A 15,476-nucleotide genomic window follows, 5' to 3' on the forward strand; every position below is an offset into this window, starting at 1 on the left:
ACATGCAATCACAAAACATCCGCTACATCGCCCGCCTGGACCACCTGCGTTTCTTCGCCTTCGTCCTGGTCTTCGTCTTCCATTTCCTCGGCCCGGACAGCCCGCTCGTCTTCCACGGCGAGTGGATGAACCCAAAAGATCTCGCCAAGCTGTGGATACAGAACGGCTCCAGCGGCGTCAGCCTCTTTCTCGTGTTGAGCGGCTTCCTTTTCAGCCTGATTGCCGACGGCGGGCGCAAACCGGTGCGCTATCTGCCTTTTGTCTATAACCGCATCCTGCGCATCATCCCGCTCACCACGTTTTTCCTCTTCCTCATCATCACCGTCAACCGCGCCGAATCGACACCGATGGACATCCTGCGCCTCCTTACCCTGCAACTGAACACCGGGCACCCGTGGACAGGCTGGGGGCACAGCGATGCCTTTCCTTCCGGCCCCATCTGGACGATTGCCGTCGAATTCCAGTTCTACCTGCTTTTCCCGCTTATCATCGGCTTTATCCGCGACAAAGGTATCCGCTGGGCGCTCGGCCTCATCCTGCTGATGATCACCACCCGCCTCCTCATCATCGGAAACAACAACCCGCACATCTTCTACAACCTCTACCACACCATCACCGGCCGTCTTGATCAGTTCGTCATCGGTATCCTCGCCGGTATCTACTACCTGCGCAGTGGCGACGCGCGCCCCGCCCGTGTGCTACCGCTGATGCTTGCCGCCGTCGTCCTTTTCTACGCTTTCAGCTACCTCTTTGCGCAGCGGCATGAAAGCTGGTTCGGCGCTGCCTTCAGCTTCCCCGTCGAAGCCGTGCTGTGGAGCGCCGTCATCATTGGTTACCTGCGTTTTCCCTTCCCGAACTGGCCGTGGTTGGACCGCCTGCTGGCCTGGCTCGGTGGTCTCAGTTTCTCGCTCTACCTTTTCCACCTGCCCGTGACCTTCCTCGCCCTGAAGCGCTTCGGCATGAGCTATCCGCAAAGCCTGACGGAAATGCTGCAACGCAGTGCGGTGATCATCGCCGTTACCATTGCCTACGCCTGCCTTACCTACTACACCATCGAAAAACCCTTCGCCGCCAGACGGGTCAAATACACCACGCACGGGTCATGAAATCCGCCAACCTTGCTTATTTCTCGCGCCTTGATCACCTGCGCCTCACCGCCAGCCTGTGGGTATTTGTTTTCCACCTGAGTTTCGCCGGTGATTTTCCCCGTGCCGGCAACGACCTCACCGATCCGGTAGAAATCCTCAAACTGTGGGTAGATAACGGACAGGTTGGCGTCAGCCTCTTCCTCGTGTTGAGCGGCTTCCTCTTCTGCCTCATTGGTTTGAACAGCGCCCGTCCCATCCGCTACCTGCCGTTTATCTATAACCGCATCCTGCGCATCTTCCCGCTCACCACCCTGCTCGTCTTCATCACCATCAGCGTGGGGCGGGGCGATTCCACCCCGCTGGACGTCCTGCGCCTTCTCACCCTGCAACTGAATACCGGCGGCGGTGCTGCCGTCGCCGTTTGGGGCATGGAAGCCTATTTCCCGATCGGCCCCGTGTGGACGGTTGCCGTCGAATTCCAGTTCTACCTGCTCTTTCCCTTCATTTTCGCTGCTTACCGCACCCACGGTGCGAGCCGCCTCGCCTTGCTCATCCTGCTGATGATCGCCACCCGCCTACTACTCGCCGGTAACAGCAGCGACCCGGATTTCCACCTCACCCTCTACTTCACGCTCATCGGTCGCCTTGACCAGTTCCTCATCGGCATGCTGCTTGCCACTTATTACTACCGCCGCCCGCATTCCCCGCTGCCGCCGCTGCGTTGCCTCATGGCGAGCATCCTCACCCTGGCTGTTTTCACCGCCTATTTCGCCCATCGCGGCCCGCCGTGGTTGCGGCAAAGTCTCGAACCGACCATCGAGGCCCTGCTCTGCGCCGCCCTCATCTACCTCTACCTGCGTGCACCGCTGCCCGACTGGCGGCGACTCGACCGCCTGCTCGCCTGGCTCGGTGGCCTCAGCTTCTCCCTCTACCTGTCGCACACCGCCATCTACCGCATGATGCCCAAACTGGGGCTGGCTTACCCGGCCTCCTACACCGATCTGTGCGGTAAAACCCTGTTTCTCCTGCCGCTGCTCATTGCCTACGCCACCCTTACCTACTACATCATCGAAAAACCCTTCAACGACAAACGCATCAAATACACATGAAGATCATCCTCTCGCACGGACGCGGCGGTACCCCGCATAACAAAGAAATCTTCCACCTTGCGCGCACCGCCAAGCGCGCCGGTCACGACACCCACTGCATCAACGATACCGACAGCGAAGACCCGGAACTGCGCAGTGCGCGCCTGACCGCGCTTGTCGCCGCCGAGCCGGAACCCGTCGTGCTGATGGGCTTCAGCATGGGCGGCTACACCGCGATGCTTGCCGCTGCCGCCCATCCCGACAAAGTCAAAGGACTCTTCCTCATCGCTCCCGCCCTCTACTGCCTGCGTTACCGCGTGCAACACTACCCGCGCATCAGCCCGACCACCATCGTGCACGGCTGGCACGACGACGTCATCCTCTACGAACACTCGCTGCGCTACGCCCGCGACCACGACGCCACCCTGCACCTCGTCGATGCCGGACACTTCTTCTACGCGCCGCATGAATTGGCTCAGCTCTGCCACACCTTCAGCGGCTTCCTCAGCCAATTCACCGCATAGACGGCGTTGCTATAATCCCGCCCAACCCCCATCCGAGCGAACCGCCCCATGCCCATCCACAACACCCTTGTCTTTGACATCGAAACCGTCGCCGATACCGCTGCCTATCGCCTGCTGCACAACCTCCCCGCCGAACAGAGCGATGCCGATACTTACCGCCTCATGGCTGGCGAGCGTCTTGCTGAAAGCGGCAGCACCTTCATGCGCCATCATCTGCACAAAATCGTCGCCATTTCCGTCGTCCTTAAAAACGCCAGCGGTCTGAAAGTGTGGTCGCTTGGCGAAGAAAGCAGCAGCGAATACGAAATCGTGCAGCGTTTCTTCCAGGGCATCGAAAAATTCGCACCAACGCTCGTGAGTTGGAACGGCAGCGGCTTCGACCTGCCCGTGCTGCACTACCGCGCCCTTTTCCACGGCATCCCCGCTGCGCGTTACTTTGAAAACGGCGACAACGACAACAGCTACAAATACAACAACTACCTGAACCGCTACCAGTGGCGGCATCTTGACCTCATGGACGTACTCTCCGGCTACCAGGCGCGCAGCAGCGCCAGCCTGAACGACGTCGCCAAACTTTGCGGCTTCCCCGGCAAACTCGACATGGATGGCGCCGCCGTGCAAGACCGCTACGCGAGCGGCGACATCAAAGGCATCCGCGACTACTGCGAAACCGACGTGCTCAATACCTATCTCGTCTATCTGCGCTTCGAACTCATCCGTGGCAACCTCACCCAGGACAGCTACCAGCAGCACCTCGAAGAAGTCGAAACCTTCCTCGAAGAACAAGACGGCGTGCACTGGCAGGCCTTCCTGCAAACCTGGGCGGAACGCGGCGCATGACCCGGGAAAACAGCATCTACCGCGTGCAATTCAAAACCGAGCGGCACTACTACGACCTCTACGTCCGCCACGTCTTCCCGGCGGACATGGCGGGCTTCATCTGCCTCGAAGACTTCCTCTTCCACGAAGAAAGCGGCGTCCTCATCGACCCGCGCGTGGAAAGACTTAGCGCCGAATTTGGCAACGTCAGAACCGCGTTCATCCCCTACCACCAAATCATCCGCATCGACCAGGTCGAACGCTGCGGCGAAAGCCGTATCCGCCATAGCGAAGACGGCGGCGGCAACCCGAAAATCCAGCCCTTCCCGCCCCCGCGCTAAACGAGAAAGCCATGCCTGCCCAGACCCTCACCGCCGGCGCCAATGCCCCCATCCGCGATCCAGTCCGCCTCACCCTCCGCATCGATAGTAGCGAGCCGATCGATTGCGCTGCCTACCGCCTTGCCGCCGATGGCCGCGTGCGCGGCGACCACGACATGATCTTCTACAACCAACCGCGCAGCGACGACGGCAGCATCGCCTGCCATGCCGGCGAGCGCCGCAGCGAATACCACCTCGACCTCACCCGTCAGCCGGCGGACATCGAGCGCATTGCCATCGCCTTTAGCGGCGCCGCGCCACTCTCCCGCTTCAGCCACCTCAGCCTCGACATCAGCGAAAACGGCACAGCTACCCTGCATTGCCCGGTCGAACACCTCGGTGAGCGGCAAGAAACCGCGCTCATCCTCGGCGAATGCTACCGTCGCGACGGAGCCTGGAAATTCCGCTTCATCGCACAAGGCTTCGTCGGCGGTCTTAAACCACTGTCCGAACACTACGGCGTGGAGATTGCCGACGATGACGAAGAAGAAGCGGCGGGGGTAGAGGAGACTGCCGCTAACCCGCTGCACAACGCCGCCTGGCAAGAAGAAAACAGCCTCGCCAATGCCGCCCAACACCAGCCACTGGCCGACTGGTTCGCGCGCAAACAAATCCGCGTCCGCTTCAACCATGCTGCCGTCGATATGCGCGGCTACTACGACGAAGCCGCCGCCCTCCTTGGCAGCGAACACGTCCTGCTCAACAACCTGCTCAATCAAATCAACTGGGCCTACCGCCACCGTCACGACGGCTTGCGTCTCGACCTCAAACCCTACGCCGCAGCGGAGAGCAAACGCCTGCTTGCCATCGTGCGCGAACTCTACGACGCAACCCTGATTGCCCGCTATCACTACGACAAAGCCAAACACAGCCTGCACATCCAGCTACAAAACGCCCAGCCCGTGCGCCAATTCCTCGGTGGCGGCTGGCTGGAATGGTATGCCCTCGGCAACCTGCTGAGTGAGGCGGCCAAACGCGGCGCGAACTACCGCTTCGCCTGCGCGCGCGGCGTCCACATCGAATTCGCGAACGGCGACAAACACGAACTCGATGTTGCCTACCTGCCGCTAGGCAAACCCCCGCTCATCATCGAATGCAAAAGCGGCGAATACCGGCGCGATCTCGATAAATACCTCAACCTGCGTAAACGCCTTGATTTACCACCAAGCCACTACCTCATCCTCGCGACCGACCTCAGCCATGCCCAGGCAAACTCACTGAGCGCGATGTACCAGCTCACCTTCGTTACCCCGGATAGACTGCTGCCGCACTGCCTGCCATTGCTGTAAACATTTTTCTACCAAGCCATTATCAAAAAAATCAACACGGTACCGCCGGGTTTGGCATAAAACATGCAAACATGAGCAAAACAACACCAGACAGGGAACCGGCATGCCACAACAGGCCAACCTCTACGAAATCCTCGCCGCCTGGCAACGCAACCGCCGACAGCGCTTCACCGACCGCACCGTCCTCGAACTGTGGCAGCGGCGGATGCTAACCCGCTTTTTCAAAGAAACCCTGCCGCAAAGCCCCTACTACCGGTCTTGCCTCAAAGAATCCATCCAAAACTGGCCGGTGATGAACCCGGTGGATCTCACCCGCCACTTCGACCAAATCAACACCCTCGGCGCCAGACACGAAGAAGTCTTCGCCCTCGGCGTGCGTGCCGATATCTCGCGCGACTACGCCTACTTTGCCCGCGACTACACCCCGCTTCTCTCCGCTGGCAGCAAAGGCCGCTGCCGCGCCTACATCCTCAGCCACGAAGAACGGGTGGACCGCATCGGCGCCATCCTCGCCCGTCTCTACCCGGACGAACTGCCGGAAGGCACCAGCATCGCCTGGTACTTCCGCAGTAACAATGCGCCCTACCACACCCTGAAAACAAGCACCCTCGAAATCCAGAGCTACGACCTGCAAGAACACCCCTCCTATCTCGCACAAAAACTGCGCCATCAGCAGCCGCACCTCATCATCGCCCCAGTCAGCGTCCTCCTGCGCATCCTCAGCCTTATCATGGAAGGGCGCCTCGAACTCGAACGCTGTAACCGCGTCTATAACAGCGGCGAAGTGATGACCGCGCGCGACCGTCTCGCCCTGCGCCGCCAGTTCGCCACCGTCGGTGACATCTATCAGGGCGTGGAAGGGATGCTCGGCGTCACCTGCGCGCATGGCCGCCTGCACCTTTGCGAAGAGAAATACCTCATCGAAAAAGAATGGCTGGATGACGTCCACTATATCCCGCTTATCACCTCATTCACCGCTCACGCCCTGCCGCTGGTGCGCTACCGCGTGGACGACGTGCTGCAACACGATCCGCAACCCTGCCCCTGCGGTAACTGCGCCGACAGCGTGCGCGCCATCGAAGGCCGCACTGACGACATCTTCATCCTGCCCTCGCCAAACCTCACCCGCCGCATCAAAATCTACCCGCAGACCAGCCACCACACCCTGGCCCGCCTGCTGCCGTGGAAAAACGACTACCAGCTGAACCAGCACAGCCCGACCGGCATCACCCTCACCGCTGCCACCGATGCTGACACCCTGCACAACTGCCGCGCCCACCTGCAACTCGTCTGGCAAAAACTCGGCGTCGATACCGCCCGGTTGCAATGGCGGCTTGATGACCACCTGCCCCAAGCCGATCCGGGCAGCGAACAACGCCGCATCCGCCGTCTGCCAATGGCGATGCGGGCCTGACGGCAACCGCTGCGGACAAAAAAACCGCTAATGCGGGTTTTTTTAGTTCTCCGCGCCATACTGGCCGTACCGTTACAGCGCGCCAACGCGCCCAGATTATTTTCTGAAGTGGCTATAAGCGGCGCGAATGTGGTCAAGGAGGCTTTCTGCCAGCGCGCTTTTGCTCTGCCGTGGCAGCGGGATTTCCCGCGCGGCGCTGATGAGGGTCGCGCTGTTGTCGTCTGCGCCGAAGACATCGCCGCTCACGTCGTTGGCGATGATGAGGTCGAGGTTTTTGCGCGCGCGTTTGGCGCGGGCGTAGGCGAGCAGGTTTTCGGTTTCGGCGGCGAAGCCCACGGTGTAGGGGCGTGTCTCGGGCGGCAATGCGGCGATGGTCGCGATGACGTCCGGATTTTGCACGAGGGTGAGGGTGAGCGGGGCGTCGCCCTGTTTTTTTTGTTTTTGTGTGGCGGGATGCTCGACGCGGTAGTCGGCAACGGCGGCAGCGGAGAGGTAGATGTCGCCAGGGTGGGCGAGAGCGGCGGCAAGCAGGTCTGCGGCGCTTTCGATGTTGATGCGGGTCACGCCCGGCGGGGTCGGCAATGCGGTCGGGCCGCTGATGAGGGTGACAGCAGCGCCACGGCGCGCAGCGGCGGCAGCCAGCGCGTAACCCATTTTGCCGCTGCTGTGGTTGGAGAGGTAGCGCACCGGGTCAATGGCTTCGCGCGTCGGTCCGGCAGTGATGGTGAGGTGGATGCCCTGCCAATCCCGCTTGGGCGTGAGCCAGTCACGCAGGGTTTCGGGTTCGGGCAGGCGGCCCGCGCCGATGTCGCCACAGGCTTGCGCGCCGCTATCGCTGGGGATAACGGTGTGTTTCTCGCGGGCAGCAAGGGTGGCGAGGTTTGCCTGCACGGCGGGGTGGGCGAGCATGTGGCAGTTCATCGCCGGTGCGAGGTAGATGTGTGCGTTTGTCGCGAGGTAGAGGGTGGTGAGGAGGTCGTCGGCGATGCCGTGCGCGAGTTTGCCGAGGATGTTCGCGGTGGCGGGGGCGATGAGGTAGGCATCCGCCCAGCGCGCCAGTTCGATGTGCCCCATGCCCTGTTCAGCAGCGGGGTCAAAGAGGTCGTGCCGCACCGCCTCGCCGGAGACGGCCTGCAAGGTAGTCGGGCTGATGAAGTGGGCGGCGTGGGCGGTGTGGACGATGCGGACGTTGTCCCCCTGTTTTTTCAGGAGGCGGACGAGGTGCGGGATTTTGTAGGCGGCGATGCCACCGCTGATGCCGATGAGGATGTTCTGCGTCATATAATGCTGCCGTTTTTTTGAGGGAAATCATTGTAATGGATGAGGATGCGTTCTCAACGGATATGCCGCGCGAGCGTCTGCTGACGAAAGGCGCGGCGGCGTTGGCCGATTATGAGCTGCTGGCGATTTTGCTGCGCACTGGTGCGAAGGGCGTGGATGTGCTGCGTTTTGCGCAAGATTTGCTGAAAGCGCGTGGTGGCCTGGTTGGCCTCTTTAACAGTCGTCCTGCCGATTTGCAGGCGTTGCGCGGCCTCGGCAAGGCAAAATCGGCGGAGATTCTTGCCGTTACGGAGTTGGCGCGGCGTTTCATGGCGGAAGAGATGCGTCATCCCTCGTGGTCGTTTTCTTCGCCGGACGATGTGCGCAATTTTCTGCTGCTGCAATTCAAGGGGCAGGGGCTGGAATCTTTCGGCGTGCTTTTCCTCAATCAGCAGCACGGTTTTATCGCCTTCGAGCGTCTGGCAGCGGGCGCAGCCGGAGCGGTCAATATTCCCGCGCGCGAGCTCTTTGCCAGCGCCCTGCATCATCACGCTGCCGCCGTCATCCTCGCCCATAATCATCCGGCGGGCAGTACCGAGCCATCAGCTGCCGACCGCGCTGCGACGAAGCAGATTGAGGCGGCGTTAGCACTGATGGAAGTGCGCTTGCTGGACCACTTCATCGTCGCCGGTAACACGCTGGTTTCTATGCGGGAATGCGGTGGTTGGTGATACAATGCGTTAACGTTTTTTTATGGATGAGGATTTGATTTTTATGCTGAAAACCGCCTTGATTGTGGATGATTCCCGTCTCGCGCGCCTCACTTTGAAGCGATTGCTGACCAAATACGATATTGACGTGATTGAAGCCGAAAGCGTCATCGATGGTGAAAGCTGGATTTCCCGCCATACCCTGCCAGATATCGTCTTCATGGACATCATGATGCCCGATTTGGACGGTTACGAAGGCTTGGCACGGCTGCGCGCTGATCCGGAAACGCATGATTTGCCGGTCATCATGTATTCCGGCGACATTTCCGAAGAAGCGCGGCAGAAAGCACGCGATGCCGGCGCGACCGGCTATCTGCCGAAACCCGCCGACGCCAGCCGCCTTGATCACCTGCTTGCCGCGCTGCGTGACCGTGTGCGTCCAGCGGCGCAACCTATAGCGCAACCCGCTCCGCCGCCGCCCCCGCCGCCGAAACCCGTTTCTGCCCCGCCACCGGTACGTGCCGTGGTAGATGAACCCGATTTCGACGTGGTCACGCCGTCTTATGTCGCCCCCGCCGCTGTGCCGCAGCAACAGGCGCATATTCCGCTGGCCGTCACCTATGTGGATACCACGGAAATCACCCGCCGCATTGATGCCCTCGAACGTCAGCTCACCCTGACCCAGGAAAAAGCGCAGCGCGCCGCCGACGAAGGCAAAGCGGGTGTGACTGCCGACATCGAAAAACAGCGCAAAGAAGTGCAGCACCTGCAAACCCGCCTCGCCGAAAGCGATCGCCGCGCGACCATCTCCATCGTTATCGGCGGCATCGCCCTGCTGATTGCCGTGCTGGCCGTCGTCTGGCAGTTGTTGCACCTCGGCAGCTGATTCTTCCTCTCCCCGACATAAACGCCACGTCCTGTGGCGTTTTTCATTTCCCCAACCGAGACAAAAACACCATGAACCCGACAATAGACCTGCTTTTACGGCGCAACTCACCACGCCCGGCGCAACTCGCCGATCCCGCCCCCAGCGATGACGAACTGACCCTCATCCTGCGCGCTGCGACCCGTGTTTCTGATCACGGCAATCTCACTCCGTGGCGGCTGGACGTATTCAAAAAGCCGGCGCAGGAAGCGCTCTATCAAACCCTGCTCGGCATCTGGCAATGGAAATATCCCGATGCCGACGAAGGCCTGACCGCGAAAAAAACTGGCTTCGTCCGTGCGGCACCGCTGCTCATCATGGTTTCGAGCCGCCTCAACACGATCAGCACCGTGCCGCGCTACGAACAAATCCTCTCCGGCGGTGCTGTCTGCCAGAACCTCATCATTGCCGCAAGCGCGCTGGGTTACGGCACCTGCTGGCTGACCCCGTGGGCGGCAAGCGATGCCGACGTCAAGGCTCACCTCAATGTCAAGGCAGAAGACGACATCCTCGGCTTCATCTCGCTCGGCACTCCGGCCATCACCCCTCCGGAACGCTTCCGCCCGCCGCTGGAAGACGTAGTGGTGTGGCATGAATAGCCCGGAAAAACAGGACAGACTCGCCGTCCTTATTGATGCGGATAATGCTTCTGCGGCGGCTGTTTCCGGCCTTTTCGCGGAAATTGCCAAACTGGGCATTGCCAGCGTCAAGCGTATTTACGGCGATTGGAGCCGTCCAGAACCGCAGGGCTGGAAAAAAGACGTGTTACTGCGCCATGCACTGATGCCGGTGCAGCAATTTGCCTACACGACCGGCAAAGACGCCACCGACATGAAGCTCATCATCGACGCGATGGATCTGCTGTACAGCGGCACTTTCGACGGTTTCTGCCTCGTGTCCAGCGATAGCGATTTCACCCCGCTGGCCGCCCGTATCCGCGACAATGGCCTCACCGTGTACGGCTTTGGACGACGCAATACTCCGGAAGCCTTCCGCCAGTTTTGCGACCGCTTTTTCTATTTGGAAAACCTGCAAGAAACGACTGCCGCAGAAGAAGGCGATAAAAGCACGGCGGCAACTGCCACGACAGCGCCCCCAGCGCGCAAAATTATCACCGAGGCCTTGCGCGATTTGCTCAACAAAGCCGTCAAAGACTGTATTGACGACACTACGGGCTGGGCCTTTGTCGGCCGCATCGGCACCTACCTGCGGCAAACCCAGCCGGACTTCAATACGCGCAGCTTCGGCTACGACAAACTGTCCAGCCTGCTCAAGGCACTAGGCGGCCTGCAATTCCGCCATGATGACGCCAGACGGATGTATTGCCGCCGCATTCCTTACAGCGACCTGCTCAAACTGTTGAGTAACGACGCCATGCCCAAATTCCGCAACAGGGACGGCTGGGCCAAAATCCACGCGCTGGAAACCTATCTCGCCTCGCGCTGGTCCTATCAAGAATACGGCTTCGCCAGTTTCACTGCCCTGCTTGAAACCGTCCACAACGCAGAAATACGCAACGACAGCGTACGCCTGACGCAGGCCGCAACGCCGGCCATAGCTGGCGAATAACCGCTTACGCCTCGCCGATAATCAGTGCCGCGTTGTTGCCGCCGAAGGCAAAGGAGGTGCTCAATGCCAGGCGGCGTCCGGCGGGGAAGTGGCTGCTGTCGCCGGTCAAATGGATGGGCGGCAGGGCGGGATCGTAGGCGGGGCAGCGTGCGTCGGGCAGGCGGCCGTCGGGATTGTCGCGGCGCGAGGTATGCAGCCAGCACAGCGCGGCTTCCAGCGCGCCAGCGGCGGCAAGGGTATGGCCGGTGAGTGTTTTGGTGGAGGTGCAGGCGGTGTGCGGCAGGGTGGCGGCGACGGCTTGTGCCTCCATGAGGTCGTTCTGCACGGTGCCGGTGCCATGCAGGTTGAGCCAGCCGATCGTTTCTGGCGCAAGCCGGGCATGGGTGAGCGCGGCACGAATAGCAGCGACGGCACCCGCACCGTCGGGGCGCGGTGAGGACATGTGGTAGGCATCGCTGCTCGCGCCGTAGCCGTAGAGGATTTGTGTGTCGGTGGCAAGCGCTTCGCGGCTGGCGACGAAGACGGCAGCGGCTTCGCCAATGTTGATGCCGTCGCGTCCGGTGGTGAACGGGCGGGCGCGGTCGGCAGAAAGCACTTCCAGGGCGGCAAAGCCGTGGATGGTCAGCGCTGACAGGGTATCGACGCCGCCGCAGATGACGGCATCGGCTGCGCCGCTGGCAAGCAGGCGAGCGGCGCTGATGAGAGCGCGCGCGCCGGAGGTGCAGGCGGTGGAGATGCCATAGGCGGGGCCGCGCAGGTGATAAGCGGCGGCGACGCAATCGGCGGGAGCGGACATGCGCTGTTTGCCGACGGAAAAGCCCGCCTCCGCCCACGGCGTGCCGTGTATGTGTGCTTCGAGGGCAGCACGGTTAGCGTCGCCGCCACTGGTCGAGGTGCCGAGGACGACGGCAACGCGTTCGGCGCCGAAGCGGGCGATGGCGGCACGGATGGTGTCTTCTATCTGGCAGAGCGCCTGCCAAAGCAGGCGGTTGTTGTCGGTATGGTGTTCAGGCGGCAGGTCAACAGGCAGCGGCTGCCAGTCGTGCATGGGGCAGCGGCCAACGGCGAGACGGCGTCCGGATAGCCAGTTGTCTTCATAGGTGAGCGGCTGCGCGGCGGGATCATAGAGGGTCGTGAGTGTGGCGGCGCTGCCGTTGCCGAGGGCGCTGATGAGGCCGGGGCGATGCAGATGGATCATGGGGTGAGCGGCTCGATGTGCCAGTCGCCAGCGGCGGTACTGAGGCGGTAGCCCTGCGTTTCCCGGGCGACGTGCAGCCAGCGGTGGTTACGGTAGTAGTAGTCACCATCCTGCTGGCGAACCTGCGGATAGGCGGCGGGGTCGTGCAGCAGCATGAGGGCGGTAAAGAGGGCGCGGGCACGACGGTTCGGTGGCAGGAAACCGTCGTTGTGCCAGGCGGTACCGTCGTAGGTTTGCCGCGCCAGCGGTGCACCCAGCGGGGAGGTCTGTATCCAGCGCCACTGCCCGGCGTGGTAGTGGCCGATGATGTGGCTGTCACCCTCACCGGCGGCATGGGCGCGGTAATGCAGTTCGGCAGGCGCAGCCGCCTGCGGTGTGGCCAGCGGCAGCGGCGCGGTGCAGGCGGTGAGCAGCAGGCTGAGGAGGAGGGTGGGCAGGCGGGGCATGTTATGTCTGGCGGGCGGTCTCAGGACGAAGCCGCTTCTTCCTGCAAGGTTTTCAGCATCTCATCGGCTTTGACGTAGCCGGGGATCAGCGCGCCTTTCGGGGTGATGATGGCGGGGGTGCCGTTCACGCCGAACTGATGCCCGAGCTGGTAGTGTTTGCGCACTTTATTCACCGGGGTTTCGGCAACTTTCCGTCCATTTTCCAGATCATCCAGCAGTTTTGCCTTGTCTTCGCCGCTGAAGACGGTTTCCATCTGCCGTGCGACGCCGCTATTCATGCCGTTACGCGGGAAGGCAAGGTAACGCACGGTGATCCCTTTTTCGTTGTACTTGGCGATGTCTTTGTGCAGCAGCTGGCAGTAGTGGCAGGAGGTATCGAAGAAGACGGTGATGGCGTATTTTTCGTCCTTGGCCGGGAAGACGATCATCTCGTCTTTCAGCGCTTCCAGTTTGCCGAGGAGCGGTGCGTTGCTGAGGTCAACCGGCTGGCCTTTGTCGGTTAGCTCCACCAGACTGCCTTGCAGGTAGTATTTGCCGTCCTCACTGGCGTAGAAGATGCCCTGTTCGGTGACGACGCTGCGCAGGCCTTTCACCGGGCTGGCGCTGATTTCCACTTGTTTCAGGCCGAAATCGTGCAGTTTTTTGCTGATGACGGCGTCATCCGCCTGTGCGGCGGCGGCAAGCGTGAGCAGGGTAAGCAAGATGCTTTTTTTCATGGATTGTCCTGTGGTTAGAGAAAGCGGCGGATTATAGCCTGCCGTCCATGCGGCGGGATGAGCGTTTTTTTACTGCGCCGCCTCAGCGGCGGGGCGCGGGTGTAAGATGTCCGCTTAGCGACACTGCGGGAGAGCTTATGAGCGAGACAGTCACCAACAACCGGGGTATGGCCTTTGCCAGCGAGAAAGGAATGGAGACTTGGCATCAAGCGCTGTGTGCATCCATATGATGAACTGGTTTTTCTACGCCTTACTCTCCGCGCTTTTCGCCGCCCTCACCGCCATTTTCGCCAAGGCCGGGCTGCAAGGCATCGACAGCGATTTTGCCACCTTCATCCGCACGGTGATGATCGTCTTTGTGCTTGCCCTCTGGGTCAGCTATCTCGGCAAATGGCAGCCGCTTGCCACCGTCGGCGGCAGACAGTGGCTGTTCCTCGGCCTCTCGGCGGCAGCGACCGGCCTTTCCTGGCTTTTTTATTTCAAGGCGCTGCAACTCGGCCATGCCTCGCACGTCGCGCCGGTGGACAAGCTCTCTGTCGTCTTCGTCGCCCTCTTTGCCGCTCTCTTCCTCGGCGAACGCCTCAGTGCGCGTGAATGGCTGGGCATCGCCCTCATCGTCGCCGGCGTTATCTGTATTGCCCTCAAACCCGTCGTGCCACCTTCCCCTCCCTCTCATCCGGAATCCCATCATGAAGCCTGAACGCCTGCAAATCCTCATCATCGGTAACGAAATCCTCAGCGGCCGCCGCAGCGATGTCCACTTTGCCAATACCCTCGCCGCTTGCAACGCGCGTGGTCTGCGCCTGCATGCCGTGCATTATCTCGGCGACGACGGCGATGCCCTCATCCGCCACTACCGCCGCGCGCTGGACGCTAACGAAGCCGTACTCAGTTTCGGCGGCATCGGCGCCACGCCGGATGACCGCACCCGTCAGGCCGTCGCCGCCGCCTGCGACGTGCCGCTGGCCTATCATCCCGAAGGCGACGCCCTGCTGCGCGCCAAATACGGCGAAGACGAATACACCGCCGCGCGACGCGAACTCATCCATTTTCCGCAGGGCGCCAGCCTCATCCCCAACCCGGTCAACAACATCCCCGGCTTCAGCCTGCGTCACATCCACTGCGTGCCGGGCTTCCCGCAGATGGCTGAACCGATGATGCAGTGGGTGCTGGATCACGATTACCGCTACCTCAGCCGTGAGCGATGCTATCTCGCCCTCGACGTCTTCGCGCCGGAAAGCCGCCTTACCCCCATCATGCAGATTCTGGAAGAGCGGCACCCACAAGTGGCCGTTTCCAGCCTGCCGAAACTGCATTTTGAAAGCGAACTCGGCTTCGATGGCAGCCGCGCTGACTGCGAAGCGGCTATCGCCACCGCCCGCCGCCTGTTGGATGAAGCGGAGATGCAGTGGCAGGGGCATGAATGAATTACCGATTCGAATGGGATGATGGAAAAGAGCGCATCAATATCCGTAAACACAGCATAGATTTCACAATGGCCTCCACCGTTTTCCTTGATCCGCTACATCAAATGGTGCAAGACCGCATAGAAGGTGGCGAGTGGCGATGGCAGACTATAGGAATCGTTAAAGGGCAAGTCGTTGTTTTGGTTGCTCATACTGTTGTAGAGACAGATACAATGACCTGCATCCGCATTATCTCGGCACGCCATGCCACCAAAAAAGAACAGGAGTATTACTATGGGCGTACTTATCATTAAAGACGGCGAATACCCCGAATTTACCCCGGAACAAGAAGCCATGCTGACCAAACTCGCTGCTATGGACGACCGCGACATTGACACCAGCGACATCCCCGAACTGGGCGACGATTTCTGGCGGCAGGCGCAGCGTGGCCACTTCCGCCGCCGCGAACAACTCACCATTGGTATCGACAGCGACATCCTGCACTGGCTGCGTCAACAGGGTGGCGACTACCAGGCGCGTCTCAACGCCATCCTGCGCCGCGTCATGCAGCAGGAAAGCAGTGGCGGCTGATGCCTGCCATAAAGCGCCGCCCCGTGCCCCGTCGCGTTTCTGCTAAAATCGTG

19 protein-coding genes are annotated in these 15,476 nt (G+C 61.1%); 15 read left to right on the forward strand and 4 right to left on the reverse strand.

The features are described 5' to 3' along the window. Positions 1 to 2: 2 nt before the first annotated feature. From LG374_RS06620 to LG374_RS06650, 7 genes are all read left to right on the forward strand, one after another. The gene (locus LG374_RS06620; RefSeq protein WP_225756949.1) at positions 3 to 1,106 is read left to right on the forward strand and encodes an acyltransferase; all 1,104 of its coding nucleotides are present in this window, start codon (positions 3 to 5) and stop codon (positions 1,104 to 1,106) included. Continuing rightward, complete coding sequence (locus LG374_RS06625) at positions 1,103 to 2,197, forward strand: acyltransferase (protein ID WP_225756950.1); 1,095 nt, start codon at positions 1,103 to 1,105, stop codon at positions 2,195 to 2,197. The genes LG374_RS06620 and LG374_RS06625 overlap by 4 nt, the downstream gene beginning before the upstream one ends. Continuing rightward, a complete protein-coding gene (locus LG374_RS06630; protein WP_225756951.1) occupies positions 2,194 to 2,700 on the forward strand; it encodes an alpha/beta fold hydrolase in 507 nt (168 codons plus the stop codon). Before LG374_RS06625 ends, LG374_RS06630 begins: the two co-directional genes overlap by 4 nt. A 48-nt stretch (positions 2,701 to 2,748) precedes the next feature. Beyond that, a complete protein-coding gene (locus LG374_RS06635) occupies positions 2,749 to 3,540 on the forward strand; it encodes a 3'-5' exonuclease (RefSeq protein ID WP_225756952.1) in 792 nt (263 codons plus the stop codon). Further along, a complete protein-coding gene (locus LG374_RS06640; protein ID WP_225756953.1) occupies positions 3,537 to 3,860 on the forward strand; it encodes a DUF1820 family protein in 324 nt (107 codons plus the stop codon). Before LG374_RS06635 ends, LG374_RS06640 begins: the two co-directional genes overlap by 4 nt. An 11-nt stretch (positions 3,861 to 3,871) precedes the next feature. Continuing rightward, positions 3,872 to 5,188, forward strand: a complete 1,317-nt coding sequence (locus tag LG374_RS06645; RefSeq protein ID WP_225756954.1) for a TerD family protein — start codon at positions 3,872 to 3,874, stop codon at positions 5,186 to 5,188. A gap of 103 nt (positions 5,189 to 5,291) precedes the next feature. After that, entirely contained in the window at positions 5,292 to 6,602 is a 1,311-nt protein-coding gene (locus LG374_RS06650) for a F390 synthetase-related protein (RefSeq protein ID WP_225756955.1), read from the forward strand. A gap of 96 nt (positions 6,603 to 6,698) precedes the next feature. On the opposite strand, the gene coaBC is transcribed toward LG374_RS06650, so the two are convergent. Next, on the reverse strand, positions 6,699 to 7,883 hold the full coding sequence (gene coaBC, locus LG374_RS06655) for a bifunctional phosphopantothenoylcysteine decarboxylase/phosphopantothenate--cysteine ligase CoaBC (RefSeq protein WP_225756956.1): 1,185 nt from the start codon (positions 7,881 to 7,883) through the stop codon (positions 6,699 to 6,701). 35 nt (positions 7,884 to 7,918) lie between these two features. Between coaBC and radC the strand changes: the two genes are divergently transcribed. The 4 genes from radC to LG374_RS06675 all read left to right on the forward strand — a co-directional run bounded on the left by radC (position 7,919) and on the right by LG374_RS06675 (position 11,066). Continuing rightward, on the forward strand, positions 7,919 to 8,593 hold the full coding sequence (radC, locus tag LG374_RS06660) for a DNA repair protein RadC (RefSeq protein ID WP_225756957.1): 675 nt from the start codon (positions 7,919 to 7,921) through the stop codon (positions 8,591 to 8,593). A gap of 43 nt (positions 8,594 to 8,636) precedes the next feature. Then, the gene (locus LG374_RS06665; RefSeq protein WP_225756958.1) at positions 8,637 to 9,458 is read left to right on the forward strand and encodes a response regulator; all 822 of its coding nucleotides are present in this window, start codon (positions 8,637 to 8,639) and stop codon (positions 9,456 to 9,458) included. A 71-nt stretch (positions 9,459 to 9,529) separates the two neighbouring features. Further along, entirely contained in the window at positions 9,530 to 10,096 is a 567-nt protein-coding gene (locus LG374_RS06670; RefSeq protein WP_225756959.1) for a nitroreductase, read from the forward strand. Then, positions 10,089 to 11,066, forward strand: a complete 978-nt coding sequence (locus tag LG374_RS06675; RefSeq protein WP_225756960.1) for an NYN domain-containing protein — start codon at positions 10,089 to 10,091, stop codon at positions 11,064 to 11,066. The genes LG374_RS06670 and LG374_RS06675 overlap by 8 nt, the downstream gene beginning before the upstream one ends. Positions 11,067 to 11,070: 4 nt before the next feature. Here the strand turns inward: LG374_RS06675 and LG374_RS06680 are convergent, their stop codons facing one another. The 3 genes from LG374_RS06680 to dsbC are packed head-to-tail and all read right to left on the reverse strand — an operon-like array spanning position 11,071 to position 13,426. Further along, positions 11,071 to 12,264, reverse strand: coding sequence for a beta-ketoacyl-ACP synthase (locus LG374_RS06680; RefSeq protein WP_225756961.1), 1,194 nt, complete (start codon positions 12,262 to 12,264; stop codon positions 11,071 to 11,073). After that, positions 12,261 to 12,710, reverse strand: coding sequence for a hypothetical protein (locus LG374_RS06685; RefSeq protein ID WP_225756962.1), 450 nt, complete (start codon positions 12,708 to 12,710; stop codon positions 12,261 to 12,263). The genes LG374_RS06680 and LG374_RS06685 overlap by 4 nt, the downstream gene beginning before the upstream one ends. Before the next feature lie 20 nt (positions 12,711 to 12,730). After that, positions 12,731 to 13,426, reverse strand: coding sequence for a bifunctional protein-disulfide isomerase/oxidoreductase DsbC (gene dsbC, locus LG374_RS06690; protein ID WP_225756963.1), 696 nt, complete (start codon positions 13,424 to 13,426; stop codon positions 12,731 to 12,733). A 229-nt stretch (positions 13,427 to 13,655) separates the two neighbouring features. Between dsbC and LG374_RS06695 the strand changes: the two genes are divergently transcribed. From LG374_RS06695 to LG374_RS06710, 4 genes are read left to right on the forward strand one after another with little or no spacing between them, the layout of a single operon-like run. Then, entirely contained in the window at positions 13,656 to 14,126 is a 471-nt protein-coding gene (locus LG374_RS06695) for an EamA family transporter (protein WP_225758006.1), read from the forward strand. Further along, entirely contained in the window at positions 14,116 to 14,853 is a 738-nt protein-coding gene (locus LG374_RS06700; protein ID WP_225756964.1) for a molybdopterin-binding protein, read from the forward strand. Before LG374_RS06695 ends, LG374_RS06700 begins: the two co-directional genes overlap by 11 nt. Then, the gene (locus tag LG374_RS06705) at positions 14,850 to 15,146 is read left to right on the forward strand and encodes a BrnT family toxin (RefSeq protein ID WP_115612595.1); all 297 of its coding nucleotides are present in this window, start codon (positions 14,850 to 14,852) and stop codon (positions 15,144 to 15,146) included. The genes LG374_RS06700 and LG374_RS06705 overlap by 4 nt, the downstream gene beginning before the upstream one ends. Then, complete coding sequence (locus tag LG374_RS06710; protein ID WP_225756965.1) at positions 15,127 to 15,423, forward strand: BrnA antitoxin family protein; 297 nt, start codon at positions 15,127 to 15,129, stop codon at positions 15,421 to 15,423. Before LG374_RS06705 ends, LG374_RS06710 begins: the two co-directional genes overlap by 20 nt. Positions 15,424 to 15,476 lie beyond the last annotated feature (53 nt).

It is taken from the genome of Cardiobacterium sp. Marseille-Q4385, from assembly GCF_916618745.1.
In the GTDB taxonomy this organism is placed as follows: Bacteria; Pseudomonadota; Gammaproteobacteria; order Cardiobacteriales; family Cardiobacteriaceae; genus Cardiobacterium.